General features: G+C 54.9%; 16 protein-coding genes and 4 tRNA genes. 18 read left to right on the top strand and 2 right to left on the bottom strand.

Translation table 11 applies throughout. The features are described from left to right. Positions 1 to 86: 86 nt before the first annotated feature. From QRN24_RS02190 to QRN24_RS02175, 4 genes are all read left to right on the top strand, one after another. Positions 87 to 161, top strand: a tRNA-Gln gene (locus tag QRN24_RS02190). A 17-nt stretch (positions 162 to 178) separates the two neighbouring features. Further along, positions 179 to 255: transfer RNA gene (locus QRN24_RS02185), tRNA-Met, on the top strand. A gap of 44 nt (positions 256 to 299) precedes the next feature. Next, a tRNA-Gln gene (locus QRN24_RS02180) sits at positions 300 to 374 on the top strand. A gap of 37 nt (positions 375 to 411) precedes the next feature. Next, positions 412 to 486 (top strand) — tRNA-Gln (locus QRN24_RS02175). Between the two features lie 96 nt (positions 487 to 582). On the opposite strand, the gene ubiF is transcribed toward QRN24_RS02175, so the two are convergent. Next, positions 583 to 1,758, bottom strand: a complete 1,176-nt coding sequence (gene ubiF / locus QRN24_RS02170; RefSeq protein ID WP_047743921.1) for a 3-demethoxyubiquinol 3-hydroxylase — start codon at positions 1,756 to 1,758, stop codon at positions 583 to 585. A gap of 136 nt (positions 1,759 to 1,894) precedes the next feature. Between ubiF and miaB the strand changes: the two genes are divergently transcribed. The 10 genes from miaB (at position 1,895) to rihA (ending at position 12,103) form a co-directional block, all read left to right on the top strand. After that, positions 1,895 to 3,319 carry a tRNA (N6-isopentenyl adenosine(37)-C2)-methylthiotransferase MiaB gene (gene miaB / locus QRN24_RS02165; RefSeq protein ID WP_020884986.1) on the top strand — a complete coding sequence of 475 codons (1,425 nt, stop codon included), beginning with the start codon at positions 1,895 to 1,897 and terminating at the stop codon, positions 3,317 to 3,319. Between the two features lie 164 nt (positions 3,320 to 3,483). After that, positions 3,484 to 4,530 carry a PhoH family protein gene (locus QRN24_RS02160; protein WP_020884987.1) on the top strand — a complete coding sequence of 349 codons (1,047 nt, stop codon included), beginning with the start codon at positions 3,484 to 3,486 and terminating at the stop codon, positions 4,528 to 4,530. Then, a complete protein-coding gene (gene ybeY / locus QRN24_RS02155; RefSeq protein WP_040016936.1) occupies positions 4,527 to 4,994 on the top strand; it encodes an rRNA maturation RNase YbeY in 468 nt (155 codons plus the stop codon). The genes QRN24_RS02160 and ybeY overlap by 4 nt, the downstream gene beginning before the upstream one ends. Positions 4,995 to 5,083: 89 nt before the next feature. Then, complete coding sequence (gene corC / locus QRN24_RS02150) at positions 5,084 to 5,962, top strand: CNNM family magnesium/cobalt transport protein CorC (RefSeq protein ID WP_014169132.1); 879 nt, start codon at positions 5,084 to 5,086, stop codon at positions 5,960 to 5,962. 5 nt (positions 5,963 to 5,967) lie between these two features. Continuing rightward, on the top strand, positions 5,968 to 7,506 hold the full coding sequence (gene lnt, locus QRN24_RS02145) for an apolipoprotein N-acyltransferase (RefSeq protein ID WP_284942278.1): 1,539 nt from the start codon (positions 5,968 to 5,970) through the stop codon (positions 7,504 to 7,506). Between the two features lie 331 nt (positions 7,507 to 7,837). Then, entirely contained in the window at positions 7,838 to 8,743 is a 906-nt protein-coding gene (locus tag QRN24_RS02140; RefSeq protein WP_284942277.1) for an amino acid ABC transporter substrate-binding protein, read from the top strand. A gap of 155 nt (positions 8,744 to 8,898) precedes the next feature. Continuing rightward, entirely contained in the window at positions 8,899 to 9,639 is a 741-nt protein-coding gene (locus QRN24_RS02135) for an amino acid ABC transporter permease (RefSeq protein ID WP_284942276.1), read from the top strand. Then, a complete protein-coding gene (gltK, locus tag QRN24_RS02130; protein ID WP_014169128.1) occupies positions 9,639 to 10,313 on the top strand; it encodes a glutamate/aspartate ABC transporter permease GltK in 675 nt (224 codons plus the stop codon). Before QRN24_RS02135 ends, gltK begins: the two co-directional genes overlap by 1 nt. Beyond that, complete coding sequence (locus QRN24_RS02125; protein WP_014169127.1) at positions 10,313 to 11,038, top strand: amino acid ABC transporter ATP-binding protein; 726 nt, start codon at positions 10,313 to 10,315, stop codon at positions 11,036 to 11,038. Before gltK ends, QRN24_RS02125 begins: the two co-directional genes overlap by 1 nt. Positions 11,039 to 11,158: 120 nt before the next feature. Continuing rightward, the gene (rihA, locus tag QRN24_RS02120; RefSeq protein ID WP_284942275.1) at positions 11,159 to 12,103 is read left to right on the top strand and encodes a pyrimidine-specific ribonucleoside hydrolase RihA; all 945 of its coding nucleotides are present in this window, start codon (positions 11,159 to 11,161) and stop codon (positions 12,101 to 12,103) included. A 79-nt stretch (positions 12,104 to 12,182) separates the two neighbouring features. On the opposite strand, the gene QRN24_RS02115 is transcribed toward rihA, so the two are convergent. Further along, complete coding sequence (locus QRN24_RS02115; RefSeq protein WP_025204671.1) at positions 12,183 to 12,665, bottom strand: zinc ribbon-containing protein; 483 nt, start codon at positions 12,663 to 12,665, stop codon at positions 12,183 to 12,185. A 214-nt stretch (positions 12,666 to 12,879) separates the two neighbouring features. On the opposite strand from QRN24_RS02115, the gene leuS reads away from it, so the two are divergent. The 4 genes from leuS to nadD are packed head-to-tail and all read left to right on the top strand — an operon-like array spanning position 12,880 to position 17,735. Continuing rightward, a complete protein-coding gene (gene leuS, locus QRN24_RS02110) occupies positions 12,880 to 15,462 on the top strand; it encodes a leucine--tRNA ligase (protein WP_020884994.1) in 2,583 nt (860 codons plus the stop codon). A gap of 14 nt (positions 15,463 to 15,476) precedes the next feature. Further along, the gene (lptE, locus tag QRN24_RS02105; RefSeq protein WP_121340095.1) at positions 15,477 to 16,046 is read left to right on the top strand and encodes an LPS assembly lipoprotein LptE; all 570 of its coding nucleotides are present in this window, start codon (positions 15,477 to 15,479) and stop codon (positions 16,044 to 16,046) included. Next, entirely contained in the window at positions 16,046 to 17,077 is a 1,032-nt protein-coding gene (gene holA / locus QRN24_RS02100) for a DNA polymerase III subunit delta (RefSeq protein WP_040016926.1), read from the top strand. Before lptE ends, holA begins: the two co-directional genes overlap by 1 nt. Continuing rightward, on the top strand, positions 17,070 to 17,735 hold the full coding sequence (gene nadD / locus QRN24_RS02095) for a nicotinate-nucleotide adenylyltransferase (protein ID WP_049023577.1): 666 nt from the start codon (positions 17,070 to 17,072) through the stop codon (positions 17,733 to 17,735). Before holA ends, nadD begins: the two co-directional genes overlap by 8 nt. Positions 17,736 to 17,813 lie beyond the last annotated feature (78 nt).

Genomic DNA, 17,813 nt, shown 5'->3' with positions numbered 1-17,813 from the left:
GGCACCGGTTTTTGATACCGGCATTCCCTGGTTCGAATCCAGGTACCCCAGCCATATTTCTTCGATTTTGCGGTTCTCCGCGGTATTGGGGTATCGCCAAGCGGTAAGGCACCGGTTTTTGATACCGGCATTCCCTGGTTCGAATCCAGGTACCCCAGCCATCGAAGATTGCAGTACTGGCTACGTAGCTCAGTTGGTTAGAGCACATCACTCATAATGATGGGGTCACAGGTTCGAATCCCGTCGTAGCCACCAAATTAGTCATCTGTCGAATGATTCGGTAGACGAGAAAAAATTGTTGGGGTATCGCCAAGCGGTAAGGCACCGGATTCTGATTCCGGCATTCCGAGGTTCGAATCCTCGTACCCCAGCCAATTTAAAAAAGTCGTTAAGCACATTGTTTAACGCAATTGGGGTGTCGCCAAGCGGTAAGGCTCTGGTTTCTGATACCAGCATTCCGGGGTTCGAATCCCTGCACCCCAGCCACTTAGTAACAAAAAAGCCCGCTCTGCGGGCTTTTTTGTTTTTGTTGGATTATGTACCGCATCCGAAAGCCCTCTCCCGCAGGAGAAGGCGCCCAGATTAAAGGCCTAACGCGTACTTCAGCGCCTGACGCTTCAGCCCACCGGCACGCTCCGCCGCCATCAACCCAATGTTACGCAGAATGCGCACCGGACCAAGATCGTTACTGAACCCGGCGTAAAACAGATCCATCCCCGACTGCATGATAAAGTTATCCGCCATACGTCGCGTCTGGTAACGTTTCAGTACCGGATGGCTGGCCCAGGCCTCCGCGTGAGCGCGCGCCTTGCCCAGCACATCCAATAAAGCCTCAACGTCACGGTATCCCAGGTTCACGCCCTGCCCCGCCAGCGGGTGAATGGTGTGTGCCGCATCCCCCACCAGCGCCAGCCCTGCACGGGCATACTGCAATGCATGGCGACGGGTAAGCGGAAACGCCCCGGCGGCAACCGGCATGACGTTGCCCAGACGGCGTGGGAAGTGCTGATGGATCTCTCGCTGCAGCTGTTCCATTGAAAGCCCCTGCAACTGACGAATGCGCGCCGGTTTGTCATACCACACCAGCGACGCCCAGCGATCAAACAACGGTAAAAAAGCATGCGGGCCATTCGGGGTAAAGTGCTGCCAGGTGCTCTCACCCGGGTCATTCTCACACTGCACGGTGATCAGCATGCACGCCTGCTGGTACTGCCAGGCATGAATGCCAATTCCCGCCATTTGCCTGACCTGTGAGTTGGCACCATCCGCTCCGACAACCAGCCTCGCGGCCAGCTCATCACCCTTATCCAGCTCAAGCAAATACCCGCCTTCGTGGGGATGCAGTGCTTTAAGTGACGCCGGGACGCGCAGCGTCACTTTCGGATGCGCCTCCAGGGCCTGCCAGAGCGCCAGCTGGAGGACCGTGTTTTCCACCATATAGCCCAGACGGGGCAGCTTCAGTTCAGCGGCATCAAACGCGACATGCGCATTCTCCCACTCCCAGGTTTCGAGACGGCTGTAGGGGTGCGCGCGCATCCCGAGCACGGCATCCCAGACGCCCAGCCCGCGCAGCAGATCGACAGAGGCGGCGCTGATAGCTGAAATTCGCACATCCGGCTTTGCCGTCGGGTCAAACGCAACAGGGGCAGCCTGCTCGATAACCGTCACCTCAAATCCCTGCTGCGCCAGCCCCAGCGCGAGTGCGCCGCCGACCATACCGCCGCCGACAACGGCAATTTCGGTTTGTTGGAGAGTCATGGTCAATTATCCTTAATGGTATATACCTTAAGTTTACCGGATTTTTTCGGTCTTGAGGTTGACAACCTTCATACTGGTCACAACCGCAGCAAAGCATTACAATACGCGCCCTGCATTCCTGAGCATGAGCAAGTCGATGACAAAAAAACTCCATATAAAAACCTGGGGCTGTCAGATGAACGAATACGATTCATCCAAGATGGCCGATCTGCTGGATGCCACGCACGGGTATCAACTGACTGACAACGCGAACGAAGCGGACGTGTTGCTGCTCAATACCTGTTCGATCCGTGAGAAGGCGCAGGAGAAGGTGTTCCATCAACTGGGCCGCTGGAAGCTTATCAAACGCAAAAGACCCGATGTGATCATTGGCGTGGGTGGCTGTGTGGCCTCGCAGGAAGGCAAACTGATCCGCCAGCGTGCTCACTATGTTGATATTATTTTTGGCCCGCAGACGCTGCACCGCCTGCCGGAGATGATCAACGCCGTTCGCGAGAATCGCCGCCCGGTGGTTGACGTAAGCTTCCCGGAAATCGAAAAATTTGACCGTCTGCCAGAACCACGCGCGGATGGTCCAACAGCCTACGTCTCCATTATGGAAGGCTGTAACAAGTACTGCACCTATTGTGTCGTACCGTATACCCGCGGCGAAGAAGTGAGCCGTCCGACCGACGACATTCTGTTTGAAGTGGCGCAACTGGCGGCACAGGGTGTGCGTGAAATTCACCTGCTGGGCCAGAACGTCAACGCCTGGCGCGGCGAGAACTACGACGGTACCACCGGCAGCTTTGCAGAACTGCTGCGCCTGGTGGCCGCGATCGACGGCATCGACCGCCTTCGCTTCACCACCAGCCACCCGATGGAATTTACCGATGACATCATTGATGTGTATCGCGATACGCCAGAGCTGGTGAGCTTCCTGCATCTGCCGATTCAGTGCGGTTCCGACCGCGTGCTGAACCTGATGGGACGTCCACATACGGTACTGGAGTACAAATCCATCATCCGCAAGCTGCGTGAAGCCCGCCCAGATATCCAGATTAGCTCCGACTTTATCGTTGGCTTCCCGGGCGAAACCACGGATGACTTTGAGCGCACGATGAAGCTCATTGGCGAAGTGAATTTTGACGTCAGCTACAGCTTTATCTTCTCAGCGCGTCCAGGTACTCCTGCGGCCGATATGGTCGACGATGTGCCGGAAGAAGAGAAAAAGCAGCGTCTGTATATTCTGCAGGAGCGTATCAACCAGCAGGCCAACGCCTGGAGCCGTCGTATGGTCGGCACCGTCCAGCGTATTCTGGTGGAAGGCACTTCCCGTAAGAGCATTATGGAGCTGTCAGGACGCACCGAAAATAACCGCGTCGTGAACTTTGAAGGCACGCCAGACATGGTCGGTAAATTTGTGGACGTGGAGATTGTCGACGTGCTGACCAACTCCCTGCGCGCGAAAGTGGTCCGTACCGAAGACGAAATGGGTCTGCGTATCGCACAGTCGCCGGAATCCGTCATGTCCCGCACCCGCAAAGAAAGCGACGCTGGCGTCGGTATTTACCAGCCATAACGCCATCCGGCCTGCCGGTTCGGCAGGCCTTGTATTTCCTCTCATCGCCCCCAATATCTTCCGCAACGCTTGCGCCTTTATTCTATGGCGTGAATAATTTCGGTAATGACCGTTTTATTACACCAGGTGGCACCGGGTCAGTTAAACAATCAAAGAGGAACAGTTTGAACATAGATACGCGTGAAATTAGCCTTGAGCCAGCAGACAACGCTCGCCTGCTGAGCCTGTGCGGGCCGTTTGATGACAATATCAAACAACTGGAGCGACGTCTGGGTATCGAAATCAATCGTCGCGATAATCATTTCAAACTCACAGGACGCCCTCTCTGCGTCAACGCCGCTGCGGATATTCTGCGTAGCCTGTATGTGGATACCGCCCCAATGCGCGGTGAAATACAGGATATCGAGCCAGAACAGATCCACCTCGCGATCAAAGAGGCGCGCGTGCTTGAGCAAAGCGCAGAAAGTGTGCCGGACTATGGCAAGGCCATCAATATTAAGACCAAACGTGGCGTTATTAAGCCGCGTACGCCAAACCAGGCGCAGTACATCGCCAACATTCTCGACCATGACATCACCTTCGGTGTGGGCCCGGCGGGTACGGGTAAAACCTATCTGGCCGTTGCCGCGGCGGTTGATGCGCTCGAACGCCAGGAGATTCGTCGCATCCTGCTGACCCGTCCGGCGGTGGAAGCGGGTGAAAAACTGGGCTTCCTGCCAGGCGATCTGAGCCAGAAGGTTGACCCTTACCTTCGTCCGTTATACGACGCACTGTTCGAGATGCTCGGCTTTGAGAAAGTGGAGAAGCTGATTGAGCGTAACGTGATTGAAGTTGCCCCGCTCGCCTATATGCGCGGCCGTACGCTGAATGATGCTTTCATTATTCTTGATGAAAGCCAGAACACCACCATCGAACAGATGAAAATGTTCCTGACACGTATCGGCTTTAACTCAAAAGCGGTCATTACCGGTGACGTCACGCAGATTGACCTGCCGCGCAGCACCAAATCGGGTCTGCGCCATGCCATTGAAGTGCTGGCCGACGTCGACGAAATCAGCTTTAACTTCTTCCACAGCGAAGACGTGGTCCGTCACCCGGTTGTGGCGCGCATCGTTAACGCTTATGAAGCATGGGAAGAAGCAGATCAGAAGCGTAAGGCAGAACTGGCCGCAGAACGTAAGCGCGAAGCGCAGGAGCAAGAACAAAAATGAGTCAGGTGATCCTCGATTTACAACTGGCATGTGACGATAATTCCGGCTTGCCAGAAGAGGCGCAGTTTCAGACATGGCTGGATGCGGTTATCCCCCCGTTTCAGGAAGAATCAGAAGTCACGATTCGTCTGGTGGATGAAGCCGAAAGCCATGAGCTTAACCTGACCTACCGCGGGAAAGATAAGCCGACCAACGTGCTCTCTTTCCCCTTCGAAGCCCCACCGGGAATTGAGATGCCGCTGCTGGGCGATCTGATCATCTGCCGCCAGGTCGTGGAACAGGAAGCTAAAGAGCAGCAAAAACCGCTGGAAGCCCACTGGGCGCATATGGTGGTACACGGTAGCCTGCATCTGCTCGGCTACGACCATATTGAAGATGACGAAGCGGAAGAGATGGAGTCCCTCGAGACAGAGATAATGCTTGCTCTGGGCTATGAGGATCCGTACATTGCCGAGAAAGAATAGTCAGTCGACCGACTGACTAACATGCCGCCGCGTAGGGAAATAGCGCGGCGGTAAACGTTGAACTAACAAGAGAACCCTTAACAAACGCCATGAGCGACGACAATTCACACAGTAGCGACACGACAAACACCAAAAAGGGATTTTTCTCCCTCATTCTGAACCAGCTTTTCCACGGCGAACCTAAAAACCGTGACGAACTGCTGGAGCTGATTCGTGATTCCGGGCAAAACGACCTTATCGATGAAGATACGCGCGAAATGCTCGAAGGGGTAATGGACATCGCCGACCAGCGCGTTCGCGACATCATGATCCCCCGCTCGCAGATGATCACCCTGAAACGTAACCAGACTCTGGACGAGTGCCTCGATGTGATCATCGAATCCGCACACTCGCGTTTCCCGGTCATCAGCGAAGATAAAGATCACATTGAAGGGATTTTGATGGCGAAAGATCTGCTGCCGTTTATGCGCAGCGATGCCGAAGCCTTCAGCATGGAAAAAGTGTTACGCCAGGCCGTGGTTGTGCCGGAAAGTAAACGTGTGGATCGGATGCTGAAAGAGTTTCGCTCTCAGCGCTACCACATGGCGATTGTTATTGATGAATTTGGTGGCGTTTCCGGTCTCGTCACGATCGAAGATATCCTTGAGCTGATCGTGGGCGAAATCGAAGATGAGTATGACGAAGAAGAGGATATCGACTTCCGTCAGCTTAGCCGTCACACCTGGACCGTTCGTGCGCTGGCCTCGATTGAGGACTTTAACGACGCCTTTAGTACCCATTTCAGCGATGAAGAGGTCGATACCATTGGCGGGCTGGTGATGCAGGCCTTTGGTCACCTTCCGGCACGCGGCGAGACCGTTGACATCGACGGTTACCAGTTCAAAGTGGCAATGGCCGACAGCCGACGTATTATACAGGTTCATGTCAGAACGCCGGACGACTCACCGGTGCCAAAACTGGAAGATTAATGTAAATGGCATTTGCCCCATTACTTGAACGCCAGCGCGTACGTCTGCTGCTGGCGCTGTTACTCGGAGCCAGCGGAACGCTGGCTTTTTCTCCTTACGATATCTGGCCTGCAGCCATTCTCTCCCTGATGGGACTTCAGGGTTTAACCCTGAATCGTCGTCCCGTCCAGGCGGCAGCGATTGGCTACTTCTGGGGACTGGGGCTGTTTGGCTCCGGCATCAACTGGGTCTATGTCAGCATCGCCCAGTTTGGCGGTATGCCAGGACCCGTTAACGTCTTCCTCGTGGTGCTGCTGGCCGCTTATCTCTCGCTCTATACCGGCCTGTTCGCGGGTATCCTTTCTCGCCTGTGGCCAAAAACCACCTGGCTGCGCGTTGCCATTGCTGCGCCGGTTGTCTGGCAAATTACCGAGTTCCTTCGCGGCTGGGTACTGACTGGCTTCCCGTGGCTGCAGTTCGGTTACAGTCAGATTGATGGCCCGCTAAAGGGGCTTGCTCCGGTAATGGGCGTTGAAGCGATTAACTTCCTGTTGATGGTGGTGAGCGGACTGCTGGTCCTGGTGCTGGTCACACGTAGCTGGAAGACGCTGGTCGTGGCGCTGGTGTTGTTTGCCCTACCTTTCCCACTGCGTTATATCCAGTGGTACAGCCTGGTGCCAGAGCGCACTACACAGGTTTCAATGGTGCAGGGGAATATCCCTCAGTCAATGAAATGGGACGAGAAAGAGCTGCTGAACACGCTGAAGATCTACGCTAACGCCACCGAGGCGGTCATGGGTAAATCGCAGCTGATCATCTGGCCAGAGTCGGCGATTCCGGATCTGGAAATTAACCAGCAGCCGTTCCTGAACATGATGAACGATCTACTGCTGGCTCGCGGCAGTACGCTGGTTACGGGGATTGTCGATGCGCGTCTGAATCAGCAGAACCGCTATGACACCTACAACACCATCATTACGCTGGGTAAAGACAGCGAATACAGCTACAACTCCACTGACCGGTATAACAAGAATCACCTGGTACCGTTTGGCGAATTTGTACCGCTGGAGTCCATTCTGCGCCCGTTAGCACCGTTCTTTGACCTGCCGATGTCCTCATTCAGCCGTGGCCCGTACGTTCAGCCCCAGCTGCATGCGCACGGTTTTGCCCTTACGGCGGCCATCTGCTACGAAATTATCCTCGGCGAGCAGGTGCGCGATAACTTCCGTCCGGACACTGACTTCCTGCTGACTATCTCCAACGATGCCTGGTTTGGTAAGTCGATTGGCCCGTGGCAGCATTTCCAGATGGCGCGGATGCGCTCCCTGGAGCTGGCGCGCCCGCTGCTGCGTAGCACCAACAACGGCATTACCGCCGTGATTGGCCCGCAGGGCGAAATCCAGGCCATGATCCCGCAGTTCACCCGTGAAGTGCTGACGACCAACGTCACGCCTGCGACGGGCCTGACGCCTTATGCCCGCACCGGCAACTGGCCGCTGTGGATCCTGACCGCGCTGTTCGGATTTGGCGCGGTGCTGATGAGCTTGCGTCAGCGTCGTCGATAATTTCCCCTCCCTTCCCCTCTCCCGTTGGGAGAGGGCATTTCTGGCACGTCTCTTGCTTTATTTCCCCACGTAAACGCAGTTTGGCTTAACGTGCAACTTCGTCGCACCAGCGTAGATCACCGGTAGCACCGAAACAGTGCAACGAGAGATATTTGCCTCTGATTGGTGCGGCGCGCTTCGCAAAAATAAACAATAACGCAGCAAAATCTTTACATTAAGCCAGACTAAATGTTAACAAGCTTGCATAACACTGCACTCGCATAGCGCGAGATATAACAACATCACAATGGGTATCAATGCGTCACTGGCGCTGATAAGAAAGGAGTTGGGTATGCAATTACGTAAACTGGCCACAGCAATGCTGGTTATGGGGATGTCGGCAAGCGTCGTTCACGCTGAAGATGCTCCGGCTGCCGGGAGCACTCTCGACAAGATTGCCAAAAACGGCGTGATCGTGGTCGGCCACCGTGAATCTTCTGTCCCGTTCTCTTACTACGACAACACGCAAAAAGTCGTGGGCTATTCACAGGATTACTCCAACGCTATCGTTGAAGCTGTGAAGAAAAAGCTGAACAAACCTGACCTGCAGGTGAAGCTGATTCCAATCACTTCACAAAACCGTATTCCACTGCTGCAAAACGGCACGTTCGATTTTGAGTGCGGTTCCACCACCAACAACCTTGAACGTCAGAAACAGGCTGCCTTCTCTGACACCATCTTCGTCGTGGGCACCCGCCTGCTGACCAAGAAAGGCGGCGAGATCAAAGACTTTGCAGATCTGAAAGGTAAAGCCGTTGTTGTTACCTCCGGTACCACTTCCGAAGTGTTGCTGCACAAGCTGAACGACGAGAAGAAAATGGATATGCGCATCATCAGCGCGAAAGATCATGGCGACTCTTTCCGTACCCTGGAAAGTGGCCGTGCTGTGGCGTTTATGATGGATGATGCCCTGCTGGCAGGCGAACGTGCAAAAGCGAAGAAACCAGACAACTGGGATATCGTCGGCACGGCGCAATCTAAAGAAGCGTACGGTTGTATGCTGCGTAAAGACGATCCGCAGTTCAAGAAGCTGATCGATGACACCATCGCTCAGGTTCAGACCTCCGGTGAAGCGGAAAAATGGTTCGATAAATGGTTCAATAACCCGATTCCACCCAAAAATCTTAACATGAACTTCGAACTGTCTGACGACATGAAAGCGCTGTTCAAATCACCAAACGACAAGGCTCTTAACTAATTAGAACAACAGGGGCGGGATCTCCTGCCCTCTCGATTGTCGGGAAGCATGGACAGACTATACGTTGAGTGGTCGTTCCCCACTCAGCGCGAAAAATGAGCTTCTCACCAATCTTCGAGGGTAGCGCTGCTACCCTTTTTTTTCTGGAGTTTATTATGTCAATAGACTGGAACTGGGGCATATTCCTGCAACAAGCCCCGTTCGGCAACACCACCTATCTTGGCTGGCTGTGGAGCGGTTTTCAGGTTACCGTCGCCTTATCGATTACGTCGTGGATTATCGCGTTTCTTGTCGGTTCACTGTTCGGTATTTTGCGCACCGTGCCTAACCGTTTTCTCTCATCTCTCGGCACCCTGTATGTGGAACTGTTCCGTAACGTTCCGCTGATTGTGCAATTTTTCACCTGGTATCTGGTCGTCCCGGAACTGCTGCCGGAAAATATTGGCATGTGGTTTAAGTCGGAACTGGATCCGAACGTGCAGTTCTTTGTCTCCTCCATGCTCTGTCTGGGGCTTTTCACCGCCGCGCGCGTTTGCGAGCAGGTGCGTGCCGCCATTCAGTCACTGCCGCGCGGACAAAAAAATGCTGGCCTGGCGATGGGCCTGACGCTGCCACAAACTTACCGCTACGTACTGCTGCCTAACGCTTACCGCGTCATTGTTCCACCGATGACGTCTGAGATGATGAACCTGGTGAAAAACTCGGCCATCGCCTCGACCATCGGTCTGGTGGATATGGCCGCACAGGCGGGCAAGCTGCTGGATTATTCCGCTCACGCGTGGGAATCCTTCACGGCGATCACACTCGCCTATGTTCTGATTAACACTTTCATCATGCTGGTGATGAACCTGGTTGAACGCAAAATCCGCCTGCCGGGCAATCTGGGGGGCAAATAATGTACGAATTTGACTGGAGTTCTATCGTTCCATCCATGCCTTACCTGCTGGATGGCCTGCTGATCACCTTAAAAATCACCGTGATTGCTATTGTGGTGGGTATCGTCTGGGGCACCCTGCTGGCGGTCATGCGCCTGTCGGCCTTTAAACCGTTCGCCTGGTTTGCCACAGCCTACGTTAACGTTTTCCGCTCCATCCCCCTGGTGATGGTACTGCTGTGGTTTTACCTGATTGTTCCCGGCTTTCTGCAAAACGTGCTGGGGCTGTCGCCGAAAACCGATATCCGCCTGATCTCCGCGATGGTCGCGTTCTCAATGTTTGAGGCTGCTTACTATTCAGAGATTATCCGCGCGGGTATTCAGAGTATTTCCCGTGGGCAGTCCAGCGCCGCGCTGGCGCTGGGGATGACGCACTGGCAATCCATGCAGCTCATTATTCTGCCGCAGGCGTTTCGCGCCATGGTCCCCCTCCTGCTGACCCAGGGCATCGTACTGTTCCAGGATACCTCTCTGGTCTACGTACTGAGCCTGGCAGACTTCTTCCGTACCGCGTCTACCATCGGTGAACGTGACGGTACGCAGGTCGAAATGGTGCTCTTCGCGGGTGGCGTCTATTTTGTGATTAGTTTAAGCGCGTCGCTGTTGGTCAGCTGGCTGAAGAAAAGGACTGTATAATGATTTCCCTGAAAAATGTTTCTAAATGGTATGGGCACTTTCAGGTGCTGACCGACTGCTCAACCGAAGTGAAAAAAGGTGACGTGGTGGTGGTATGTGGGCCATCCGGCTCCGGTAAATCCACGCTGATCAAAACCGTTAATGGCCTGGAGCCGGTACAGCAAGGTGAGATCCTCGTCAATGGCACCAAAGTCAATGACAGGAAAACCAACCTTGCTCAGCTGCGTTCCCACGTCGGCATGGTGTTCCAGCACTTTGAGCTGTTTCCGCACCTCTCCATTATTGAGAACCTGACGCTGGCGCAGGTAAAAGTGCTGAAACGCGATAAAAAGCTCGCGCGCGATAAAGGTCTGAAGCTGCTGGAACGCGTGGGACTCTCTGCGCATGCTGATAAATTCCCGGCGCAGCTCTCTGGCGGTCAGCAGCAGCGTGTGGCTATTGCCCGGGCCCTGTGTATGGATCCGGTCGCCATGCTGTTTGATGAACCGACTTCCGCTCTCGATCCCGAGATGATCAACGAAGTGCTGGACGTAATGGTTGAGCTGGCGCACGAAGGGATGACGATGATGGTGGTGACCCACGAAATGGGCTTTGCCCGCAAAGTGGCGAACCGCGTGATCTTCATGGACGAAGGGAAGATTGTTGAAGACTCGCCGAAAGAAGAGTTCTTCGCCAATCCAAAATCCGAGCGAGCAAAAGACTTCCTCGCCAAAATCCTGCACTAATCTCCCCGGTGCGCAATCTGCGGATTGCGCACTGCTTCACGCTTTAGCTCTCTTCTTCTCGTCGGCGTCACATTGCAGCGTTAACCTTGTCACAAAATAATGCTACGTATGGAGCACGCTATGGCACAACCTATCCTTCTCGATTGCGACCCGGGTCATGATGACGCGATCGCCCTCGTCCTTGCACTTGCCTCCCCTGAACTGGACGTCAAAGCCGTTACGTCTTCTGCCGGAAACCAGACCCCGGAGAAAACGCTGCGTAATGTCCTGCGTATGCTGACGTTGCTCAAACGCACCGATATACCGGTCGCCGGTGGTGCCGTCAAACCGCTCATGCGCGATCTGATCATTGCCGACAACGTGCACGGTGAAAGTGGGCTGGATGGCCCGGCACTGCCCGAACCGGGGTTTGAAGCGCAACCCTGCACCGCCGTAGAGTTGATGGCAAAAGTGCTGCGTGAAAGCGCGGAACCGGTCACGCTGGTGGCCACCGGCCCGCAAACCAACGTTGCGCTGCTGCTGAACAGCCATCCGGAATTGCACAGTAAAATCGCCCGAATCGTGATCATGGGCGGCACAATGGGACTCGGGAACTGGACGCCAGCGGCGGAGTTCAACATTTTTGTCGATCCGGAAGCCGCAGAGATTGTCTTCCAGTCTGGCCTGCCGATTGTCATGGCCGGCCTGGACGTCACCCATCGCGCACAAATAATGGCGCACGACATTGCGCGCTTTCGTGCCATTGGCAACCCGGTGGCGACAACCGTCGCAGAATTGCTGGACTTCTTTATGGAGTATCACAAAGCCGAGAAATGGGGTTTTCACGGCGCGCCGCTGCACGATCCGTGCACCATTGCCTGGCTGCTCAAACCGGAGATGTTTACCACGGTAGAACGGTGGGTAGGCGTGGAAACCCAGGGGAAATACACTCAGGGTATGACGGTGGTGGACTACTATTCGCTGACGGGCAATCAACCCAACACCACGCTGATGGTGGATATCGACCGGGAAGCGTTCGTGGATTTGCTGGCGGAAAGACTCAACTATTACAGTCAGGCCCGGTAAGCGATGGCCACCGGGCATGGTAGACTGCTCTGTGGCCTGATGCCCTCCCTCTGACCTGAAGGCAGAGGGCGGCTTTTACTTAGGGCTCAAACGGCCGACGCTGGAACTGATCGTGTCCACACTTTGGACACAGCGGCAACACATCCGGCGTATAGACCGCAATGTGGTGATGGCATTTCTCGCACACCAGATTCCCCAGCCCGACCACTTCTCCGCTGTGATAGACCCCGTGGTGGTTGAGGTCCTGAAAGACTTCACGCCACTCCAGCTGCGTTTTATCGGTGATATCCGCCAACTCCTGCCACAGGCTTTCTTTAATTACCCGCATAAAGACGCTGTCGGTAACCTCGTTCTGACTCTCTTCGTAGCTTCGCGCAAACTCTTCCAGGTCGCGGCGTACGGCGCGCGTCACCTCTTCCACTTCGGTTCGCGTTAACTCACCCGTTTGCGTCACGCGGGCCCGCGCCTGTTCCACCAGCGCATCAATATCACGCTCGCCGTTACGCAGCCGTTCCGTCAGTGTTGTCACCAGTTCTCGGTAAAATTGAGCAACCTTGTTCATCATTTTGCCTCCCGGGTAAGTAACTGACTCTAATAATAGACCTTATTTCGCCACCGCTTTGCCAGGTGAACCACAGACCCGACAAATTCCTCACGCGCGCATTTGTGCGAAAGGCTGTTTTGGCGCGGGCGTTTGGGCTATGCTATGCGGATCTGAATTACCACATCCATTGGCTACATTTGTAGCTGTATTGAAAACAGGACCACTGGCTGCCATGCAAGAGCAATACCGCCCGGAAGAGATAGAATCAAAAGTCCAGCAACACTGGGACGAGAAGCGCACCTTTGAAGTAACCGAAGACGAGAGCAAAGAGAAGTATTACTGCCTGTCGATGCTTCCCTATCCTTCTGGTCGACTACACATGGGCCACGTGCGTAACTACACCATTGGTGATGTGATTGCCCGCTACCAGCGTATGCTCGGCAAAAACGTCCTGCAGCCAATCGGCTGGGATGCGTTTGGTCTGCCTGCAGAAGGCGCGGCGGTCAAAAACAACACGGCACCTGCCCCGTGGACGTACGACAACATCGCGTACATGAAAAACCAGCTCAAAATGCTGGGCTTTGGCTATGACTGGAGCCGCGAGCTGGCGACCTGCACCCCGGAATACTACCGCTGGGAGCAGAAATTCTTCACCGAGCTGTACAAAAAAGGCCTGGTGTACAAGAAGACCTCTGCCGTTAACTGGTGCCCGAACGACCAGACCGTACTGGCGAACGAGCAGGTTATCGACGGCTGCTGCTGGCGTTGTGATACCAAAGTTGAGCGTAAAGAGATCCCACAGTGGTTTATCAAAATCACCGCCTACGCTGACGAGCTGCTGAACGATCTGGATAATCTGGATCACTGGCCTGATACCGTCAAGACTATGCAGCGTAACTGGATCGGCCGTTCAGAAGGCGTGGAGATCACCTTCAATGTTGAGAACGACGATCGGACCCTGACCGTCTACACTACCCGTCCGGACACCTTCATGGGTGCGACCTATCTGGCCGTGGCCGCTGGTCACCCGCTGGCGCAGAAAGCCGCGGAAAACAACCCGGAGCTGGCGGCCTTCATCGACGAGTGCCGCAACACCAAAGTGGCCGAAGCCGACATGGCGACGATGGAGAAGAAAGGCGTTGATACCGGCTTTAAGGCTATCCATCCACTGACGGGCGAAGCAATCCCTGTCTGGGCAGCCAACTTCGTGCTGATGGAGTACGGTACGGGTGCCGTCATGGCCGTTCCAGGCCACGATCAGCGTGACTACGAATTTGCCACCAAATATGGCCTGACCATTAAACCTGTCATCCTCGCGGCTGACGGTTCTGAGCCAGACCTCTCCGCACAAGCCCTGACCGAAAAAGGCACCCTGTTCAACTCGGGTGAATTCAGCGGTCTGAGCTTTGAAGATGGCTTCAACGCGATTGCCGACAAGTTAGCGTCGCTGGGCGTCGGTGAGCGTAAAGTCAACTACCGCCTGCGCGACTGGGGTGTCTCTCGCCAGCGCTACTGGGGAGCACCTATCCCAATGGTGACGCTGGAAGATGGTACCGTGATGCCAACGCCAGAAGATCAACTCCCGGTGATCCTGCCGGAAGACGTGATCATGGACGGTATCACCAGCCCAATCAAAGCCGACCCTGAGTGGGCAAAAACGACCGTTAACGGCCAGCCAGCGCTGCGTGAAACTGACACCTTTGATACCTTTATGGAATCGTCATGGTACTACGCGCGTTACACCTGCCCGCAGTATCAGGAAGGCATGCTGGATTCCGATGCAGCAAACTACTGGCTGCCTGTGGACATCTACATCGGTGGTATTGAACACGCCATCATGCACCTGCTCTACTTCCGCTTCTTCCACAAGCTGATGCGCGACGCAGGCATGGTCAACTCTGACGAACCAGCAAAACAGCTGCTGTGTCAGGGAATGGTGCTGGCCGATGCCTTCTACTACGTCGGGGCGAACGGCGAGCGTAACTGGGTGTCTCCGGTTGACGCGATCGTTGAGCGCGACGAGAAAGGCCGTATCGTGAAGGCGAAAGACGCCGAAGGTCATGAACTGGTTTATACCGGCATGAGCAAGATGTCGAAGTCTAAAAACAACGGCATCGACCCTCAGGTGATGGTTGAGCGTTACGGCGCAGATACCGTGCGTCTGTTTATGATGTTTGCCTCTCCGGCTGACATGACCCTGGAATGGCAGGAATCGGGCGTTGAAGGGGCTAACCGCTTCCTGAAGCGTGTCTGGAAACTGGTTTACGAGCACACCTCTCAGGGTGATGCTCCGGCAGTGAACGTCGCGGCACTGACTGAAGATCAGCAGGCGCTGCGTCGTGATGTTCATAAAACGATTGCAAAAGTGACCGATGATATTGGTCGTCGTCAGACCTTCAATACCGCAATTGCGGCTATTATGGAACTGATGAACAAGCTGGCAAAAGCCCCGCAGGACGGCGAGCAGGATCGTGCCTTAATGCGTGAAGCGCTGCTGGCCGTCGTTCGCATGTTGAACCCGTTCACCCCGCACGTCAGCTTCACCCTCTGGCAGGAGCTGAAAGGCGAAGGCGATATCGACAACGCACCGTGGCCAGTGGCTGACGAATCCGCGATGGTGGAAAACACCACGCTGGTTGTGGTCCAGGTTAACGGCAAAGTTCGCGGTAAAATTACCGTGGCGGTCGATGCTACCGAAGAACAGGTTCGCGAACGCGCAGGCCAGGAACATCTGGTTGCGAAATATCTTGAGGGCGTTACCGTACGTAAAGTGATCTACGTACCGGGTAAATTGCTGAATCTGGTCGTTGGCTAAGCGCGGGAGGAAACGTGCGACAACTGGCAACAATACTCTTATCTCTGGCGGTGCTTGTCACCGCTGGTTGTGGCTGGCATCTGCGCAATACCACGGCAGTGCCTGCTGAAATGAAAACGATGATTTTCGACTCATCGGATCCGAATGGTCCACTCAGCCGGGCAATTCGAAACCAGCTGCGTCTTAACGATGTTGAGTTGATTGAGAAAGGGACGTTACGTCAGGATGTTCCATCCCTGCGCGTTCTGGGCTCAACCTTAGCCAAAGACACGGCGTCCATTTTCCAGGACGGCCGTACCGCGGAGTATCAGATGGTCCTGTCGGTTAATGCCGCCGTTCTGATCCCGGGTAAAGACATCTACCCAATCAGCACGAAAGTGTACCGTTCGTTCTTCGATAACCCGCAGACGGCTCTGGCAAAAGACGCCGAGCAGCAGATTATCATTAACGAAATGTACGATAAGGCCGCAGAGCAGCTGATCCGTAAGCTGCCGGGCGTTGCCGCGTCAACGAAACAGGGTTCTGACATCATCGAAAAACCGGATGCCAACACGCCTCCTGTTTCTGCCTCCATGGGTAACTGATGATCAGGCTGTATCCTGAACAACTCCGCGCGCAGCTCAATGAAGGGCTGCGCGCGGCGTATCTGCTTCTCGGAAACGATCCGTTATTACTTCAGGAAAGCCTGGATGCCGTCCGACAGGCGGCGGCCGCTCAGGGCTTTGATGAACACCACACCGTCCAGCTGGATAACAACACCGACTGGAATGCCCTCTTCTCGCTTTGCCAGGCGATGAGCCTCTTCGCATCGCGCCAGACCATCCAGATCCTGCTGCCGGAGAATGGCCCTAACGCGGCCATCAATGAACAGCTGGCAACGCTGGTCAGTCTGCTGCACAGCGATCTGCTGTTTATTGTGCGCGGCAACAAGCTCACCAAAGCGCAGGAAAACGCGGCCTGGTTTACCCAGCTCGCGGCCAATGCGGTTATGGTGACCTGTCAGACGCCTGAGCAAGCCCATCTGCCAAAATGGGTCGCGACAAGAGCGAAGCAAAACAATCTTCAGCTGGACGACGCCGCAAACCAGCTTCTCTGCTACTGCTATGAAGGCAACCTGCTGGCACTGGCGCAGGCGCTGGACAGGCTCTCCCTGCTCTGGCCAGACGGTAAGCTGACACTGCCACGCGTGGAGCAGGCCGTTAACGATGCCGCGCACTTTACGCCCTTCCACTGGGTGGATGCACTGCTGGCAGCGAAAAGCAAACGCGCCCTGCATATACTGCAACAGCTGCGTCTGGAAGGTAGCGAACCGGTTATTTTGCTGCGCACTCTTCAGCGTGAATTATTACTGCTGATTACCCTCAAGCGTCAGTCTGCACATACGCCATTACGTTCGCTGTTTGATAAACATCGCGTGTGGCAAAACCGTCGGGCGATGACCACCGAGGCCATCAACCGCCTGAGTCATGAACAGCTGCGTCAGGCCGTACAGCTTCTGATGCGCGCTGAGCTTACGTTGAAACAAGATTATGGTCAGTCGGTCTGGGCGGAGCTGGAAAGTCTCTCTCTGCTGCTCTGCCATAAGGCGCTGGCAGACGTATTTATCGATGGATAGTATGCATTCTTTACAGGCCCTGTACGGTGGTACCTTCGACCCGGTCCATTACGGACATCTGAAGCCGGTTGAAATTCTGGCGAATCTGATCGGCCTTCAGCGCGTAATCATCATGCCCAATAATGTGCCGCCACACCGTCCGCAACCTGAAGCGAGCAGCGAGCAGAGAAAAGAGATGCTCGCTCTGGCGATCGCGGATAAACCGCTTTTTAGCCTTGATGAGCGAGAATTGCGCCGCAACACACCGTCCTGGACGTCGCAAACGCTGCAGGAGTGGCGAGCCGAGCAAGGGCCGGACACGCCGCTGGCCTTTATTATTGGTCAGGACTCCCTGCTCAATTTTCCCACCTGGCACCAGTATGAAACGATTCTGGAAAACAGCCACCTGCTTGTCTGTCGCCGTCCGGGCTATCCGCTGACCATGCGAGAAGAGCAGTACCAGCAGTGGCTTGAGGCGCATCTCACAGACAATATTGAAGACTTGCACAACCAGCCTGCCGGGAAGATTTATCTGGCAGAGACGCCGTGGTTCGATATTTCTGCGACTCTCATTCGCGAGCGTCTGCAGCAGGGATTAGCCTGTGACGATCTGCTGCCATCAGCTGTGCTGGACTACATTCACGCGCATGGGTTGTATCAGAAAAGCGCAGACGCATAGCGGGGGCGCATGAAAAAGCGGCGTAATGATTATCCTGCCTTGACAGGTTAAGCCATACTGTTATCCTCCGCTGCCAGA

Origin of the sequence: Enterobacter sp. MEB024 (assembly GCF_030209635.1) — a bacterium.
Taxonomy (GTDB): Bacteria; Pseudomonadota; Gammaproteobacteria; order Enterobacterales; family Enterobacteriaceae; genus Enterobacter; species Enterobacter ludwigii.
This window is presented reverse-complemented; position numbering and strand designations above follow the sequence as displayed.